Below are 5659 nucleotides of genomic sequence, written 5' to 3'. Positions count from 1 at the left end.
ATCGCGCCGATCCTCGGACGCTAGGCAATGTCTGCAGCAGCCTCAACAATGCCCTGTTCGCCCAGGCGTTTTGCGACTAGATATGGAATATTCCGGCGCGAGAGAGAGGAGAGCCCATGATCACACCGGTGCTTCTGTGCGGCGGATCCGGCACGCGCCTGTGGCCGCTGAGCCGCAAATCCTACCCCAAGCAATTCGCGCATCTTCTGGGCGATCAGACCCTGTTCCAGGCATCGGCATCGCGGCTTTCGGGCGCGCGCTACAACGCACCCGTCGTGATCACCGCGTCGGATTTCCGCTTCGTCGTCGCCGAACAACTGATGGCCGCCGGGATCGACCCGAGCGTCATCCTTCTGGAGCCTGAAGGGCGAAACACCGCCCCTGCCGTGCTGGCCGCCGCGCTGCATGTCGCGCAAGACGATCCTGACGCTCTGATGCTCGTCTCACCCTCGGATCACGCGATCCGCGACACAGAAGCCTTCGCGGCAGCGGTGGCAGCGGGCGTGCCCATCGCCCGTGAAGGCCGGCTCGTGACCTTCGGCATTACCCCGACCTACGCAGAGACAGGCTATGGTTACCTCGAACTGCACGAGCCGCCGCAGGGCGAAGCGCCGGTGCCCCTGTCGTGCTTCGTTGAAAAGCCGGATCTGGCCCGCGCCGAGGAGATGCTGGCCGACAAGCGGTATCTCTGGAACAGCGGCATTTTCCTCTTTCGAGCGCGGGACATCCTGGCCGCCTTCGAGGCCAATGCGCCTCACCTCATGACACCGGTTCGAGACGCGCTCGAAGCCGCCACGCCCGACCTTGGTTTCCTGCGTCTTGCGCCGGAGCCCTGGTCCGATGCGGAGAATATCTCCCTCGATTTCGCCGTCATGGAGCGCGCCGGAAACCTGTCTGTCGTGCCGTTTCCGCACGGCTGGTCCGACCTCGGCGGCTGGGATGCCGTCTGGCGCGAAAGCCCGCGTGACGAAACGGGCGTGGCGCTTTCGGGCGATGCGACGGCGCTTGACTGCGAGAACACGCTCCTGCGCTCCGAGGATGATCAGCTTTCGCTGGTGGGGATCGGGCTGCGCGACATCATCGCCGTCGCCATGCCCGACGCCGTCCTGGTGGCGCATGCCTCCCAGGCCCAGAGGGTCAAGGATGCCGTGGGGGCCCTGTCCTCGGCGAACACGCGCCAGGCCACGGAGTTCCCGAAGGACCATCGCCCCTGGGGCTGGTTCGAAAGCCTCGCGATCGGCGAACGCTTCCAGGTCAAACGCATCCAGGTCAAGCCCGGCGCGGCCCTGAGCCTCCAAAGCCACAGGCACCGCTCGGAACACTGGGTCGTCGTGCAAGGAACCGCCAAGGTGACGATCGACGACACGGAACATCTGGTCACAGAGAACCAATCGGTCTATGTCCCGCTCGGAGCAACGCACCGATTGGAAAACCCGGGCATACTTCCGGTCGTCCTGATCGAGATTCAAACCGGGGCCTACCTGGGAGAAGACGACATCATCCGCTACAAGGACATTTACGAGCGCTCCGAAGGCGAGTGATCCCGGGCGAACTTGTGCCCCGCTCTTCGGACAGCCCTAGAACAAGAAATCCGTGCCATCCAGATCGGCAAGATCAACCCCGGCAAGCGTGATCGAACTGTCCGGACCTGTGGTGATGTGCACATCCGAACCCACCTGCTCGGATGCCGCCATGACATCGGATGTCGCTGTGAACCAGCTGATCCCACTCAGGTCCAGAACCTCGTAGATACTGTCGGCCTCGAAATCCATCACCGTGTCATGGCCATGTCCGTCCGCGAAGACGAAACGGTCGGCGTTTAAGTCTCCGTAGAGCATGTCGTCGCCCGCCCCTCCGATAAGCGTGTCGAAGCCAGAGTTTCCATGCAGAGTATCGTCGCCGTCTTCTCCGACGATATAGTCATTGCCTGTTCCTCCGAAGACCCGGTCATCCCCGGTACCACCCCACATCCGATCGTCTCCTTGCTGGCCGTAAAGGCTGTCGGAGCCGTCTCCACCGTAGAGAACATCATTGCCACTGCCGCCAAAGAGCCGGTCAGAGCCGAGATTCCCGATCAGCGTATCCGCGCCGGAACCGCCGTAGAGGCTGTCGTCTTGATAACCCCCATCAATAAGATCGTCTCCAGGCCCGCCATTCAGTATATCGCTTCCTCCGTCACCCATGATGGTATCATCGCCGGCGCCTCCATCAACACGGTCGACACTGTAGCCGTGATTATTTCCGGCGCTGATCCAGTCGTCCCCGTCACCGCCCCAGATACGGTCGGGCGCGTCGCCGCCCCAGATGCTGTCGTTGCCGCCATCACCATAGAGGTTATCGAACCCCGCGCCGCCCGTGATCACGTCGTGTCCGCTACCGCCATGGACCAGGTCGGCATGGTCGCCGCCCGATATGGAATCATCCCCGTCACCGCCCAGCAGGGTATCGAAACCGACCCCGCCGATCAGGATGTCGTCCCCGCCTCGCCCGGACAATGTATCGTTACCGCCGCCTCCCACCAGCTGGTCAAACCCTGTGTCGCCGGTCAGGTCATCATTGCCGGGCCCGCCAGTTTGGAGGTTCACATCGCCCGCCACGATGGTCGGCTCCGCCAGGACGGGCACTTCGAAGGCCGGCTTCGAGAAGACCTGCGTCGCCTCCAGCGCGCTGCCTTCTTCCGGGCCGTATCCCGTCTCGAAGGCATAGTCGTCGAGAGTCGTCGAGATGTTCGGACTCAGCTCAAGGCCACCAGCGGCGAAATCGTCCCATGTCAGCGGATCGCCGTCGGAACTGTAGACCCGGAGCACCTCGGAACCGATGCGAACCTCGGCACCCCAGCTTCGGCTCAGCAGCTCTATATCCTCTTCACCGAACAGAAGGCTCGGCGCGCTCAGCACGATACAGTCGATGCCGCGCTGAAAATCCTCGATGATGTCCAGCGCCCCGTCGGCCACCAGAACGAACCTGTCCGCGCCCGCGCCGCCCGTGAGCCTGTCGAGCCCCGATCCATCGACGAGCACGTCATGGCCATCGCCGCCCGAAAGCGTATCGGCGCCCGCGCCGCCCGAGAGGATGTCGTCGCCGTCGGTGCCCGTCAGCGCATCGTCCCCCGCCGCGCCGGTGCGGGTCACGCCCGAGGCGTCGAGAGAGAAGGCGAGCTCCACCAGGTAGGGCGCGGAATCCGTCGTCAGGAATATCCGGGCCGTATCGCCGACAACCACGGTTTCGAGCCCCGTAAGGCCATTGATCGGCGTGTCGGTGCTGGCCTCCAGAGTGGCGACCTCCATCAGTTGACCACCCGGCAGAAGCGCAAGCACGGTCACACCCTGATCGCTGCCTGCGGCCACCACATAGGGCTGCCCCGCCAGCTCGATCACCGACAGATGATCAGCGTCCTCGAAGCGCGTCTCGCGCGTGTCGAGAAGGTGATCGACGGGCACAAGGCCGTGATCCTCCACGGCGAGCACCGTGAGCGAGGAACTCCCCGAGGCGGCCACGATGACATAGGACACGCCGTCGCTACCCGTCACGCTCGCCACGGCGCCGGGGCTGTTCACCCAAGCGCCGTCTTCCGGCGAAACAGTGTTCACATGGGTAAGCTGACCCAGTCCATTGTCACGCAAAAGGGCGATCCGGTCCGACCCGGCAAAGCTCACCGCAACATGCGGGATACCGAAGGCGCTGAACCACGTGATCCCGCTTGCCTCCAGCGCGGCGAGATCACCAAGGTCGAGAGCCGGGCTCGCCGTGACCAGCCCGCCCGAGCCGAACTCGAGCTGGACAACGCCGCCGCCCCGCAAGGTGGCGACTGCGCTGTCGCCGCTGTCTGTCATGGCGATCTCGCTGATCTGGCCGAGGTCGAATGATCCGGCGTCGAAAGACGTCGCATCGCCCAGCCCGCTTCCGGTTTCAAGACGTCCCGCCAGGTCATCGTCGCCCAGCCCCGCCAGCAATACGTGCGATGCGCCGCCCGGTCCCTCGACCAGCGCGATGTCGGTGCTCTCAACCTCCAGCAACGCGTCGGGAATCTCCCAGCTGTCCTGCAGGATGGCCCGATCGTCTCCATCTCCCAGAGTGAAGCGGCCGAGGATGCCCCCACCTCGGCTGACCGCGTAGAGCACCGGCGAGCCATTCACCCAGCCGATCGCAAGATCAGTCAGCCCGACCAACAGGTCTGGATCACCGATTGTAATGGCCCCCTGGCCGGTGAACGTGACACGCGGCATTGCGCACTCCATCTGCAAGGGCGCGAACAGCAGGCCCTTTTCGAGATACAGTGCCGTTTCACCGCGTGCAGGCGGCGGCATTCGGATCAAGAATGCGGCCCGACGCTGGCTTTTGGCTCAGGTTTTCGAAGTATTTGAAAAGCTATTGGCTCGATGCACGGTTTGACACGCTACGCAGAAAACCCGTGTTCAAATTGATCTCCAACTTCTGCGCTCAAGTCCAAGGCGTCTGTGGCCGCCGGGTTGATCCAAAAGGGAGCAGGGCGAGCTATGCTTGAAGGCAGAGCGCGCAACTGGAACATGCCTTTGATGGTTTTTCCCTCGACAAAATGCGGTCGACATGTGCCCCGATGATGATATTCTTTCTCATATTCATAATACCGCCTTCGCTTTCCACCAAAGAACAAATCATGACCTTTTTTTTGCCGGATTCTTCGTGGACCATGATTCATTGTTGCAAACTTTCGGTGGACGGAGATCAAGATTGATAGCTCCTACTGCAAGGAATGTTAGATTTTGCTTTTTGCTACTTGGGGTGCTTTTGATGAATCAGCCTGACCAGAGCATGGCTTCCAGCATCGAGCGATCGGTGATTCGCCTCCATTGCGCACCTGCACCCGATGGCCTTCCCGTGCAGGCGGCGGAAATGTTCTGTCAGCAATTCATCCAGACGCTTGCGGAGAACTCGAAAAGAAGCGTCATCCGCCGCGTGCCAGCTGACCAGACAGAGCCGAATGGCGACACGGAAGTCTCCATCACCCTGACGATAGACGGGCCGCAGGAGGCGCATCTGAGCGCCCGCAAAGGCCCGCAGGGCGAGCAGATCGACGGTGCCAGCCATTCCTTCGATGCCAGCATGGCATCCGCATCTCCTCGCAAGCTCAAGGCCTTTGCCGATGCGCTCCTGAAAAGCGCGCCGGAGGTCGGCGCATTGCTGCGTGACGCGACGAATACCAACCCTCAGCCAGAAGAGAAAAACTGACCATGTGTATCATCTGCACGATGGCGACGCCTTCGGACCCAGCCATTCATAACTACATCGAGCCAATGAATGCGACTTTCACCGAGACTGTCGATGCTGCGGACAACACATCGACCACCTACACGATGTCCGTCGGTGATACCTTCGAGGGGACTATCGCAGACACCAATGACGAAGACTGGGTCGCGATCAACCTGACGGCAGGGAATACCTACACGATAGACCTGCAAGGGGGCTCCGGCGGCGGGTCTCTGAACAATCCTTTCGTTGGGCTATATGACAGCTCGGGTAACTGGCTTTCGCAGGAAGACGGCTTTGGAACTAACAGCGTTTCGCTGACATACACGGCAAATGAATCTGGCACATACTACATCGAAGCCGACGCATTCGACTCCGAGACCGGCACTTACGAACTGAGCGCCACCGAAGCCGAATCCGCGCCCGTCGCAAC

General features: G+C 61.9%; 4 protein-coding genes. 3 read left to right on the top strand and 1 reads right to left on the bottom strand.

Features of this window, described 5'->3' with window-relative positions; genetic code table 11:
• Window positions 1-116 precede the first annotated feature (116 nt).
• Window positions 117-1541: a mannose-1-phosphate guanylyltransferase/mannose-6-phosphate isomerase gene (locus ACESL9_RS16590; RefSeq protein ID WP_372675240.1), complete on the top strand. Its 1425-nt coding sequence runs from the start codon at window positions 117-119 to the stop codon at window positions 1539-1541.
• A 36-nt stretch (window positions 1542-1577) separates the two neighbouring features.
• Here the strand turns inward: ACESL9_RS16590 and ACESL9_RS16585 are convergent, their stop codons facing one another.
• Entirely contained in the window at window positions 1578-4226 is a 2649-nt protein-coding gene (locus ACESL9_RS16585) for a hypothetical protein (protein WP_372675239.1), read from the bottom strand.
• Between the two features lie 544 nt (window positions 4227-4770).
• Here ACESL9_RS16585 and ACESL9_RS16580 point away from each other — a divergent pair.
• Window positions 4771-5208, top strand: a complete 438-nt coding sequence (locus ACESL9_RS16580) for a hypothetical protein (protein ID WP_372675238.1) — start codon at window positions 4771-4773, stop codon at window positions 5206-5208.
• Window positions 5209-5210: 2 nt separating this feature from the next.
• Window positions 5211-5659 (top strand): pre-peptidase C-terminal domain-containing protein (locus ACESL9_RS16575; RefSeq protein ID WP_372675237.1); only part of this gene is annotated, 449 nt, incomplete at its 3' end.

Source organism: Aquicoccus sp., assembly GCF_041686535.1.
GTDB lineage: Bacteria > Pseudomonadota > Alphaproteobacteria > Rhodobacterales > Rhodobacteraceae > Aquicoccus.
This window is presented reverse-complemented; position numbering and strand designations above follow the sequence as displayed.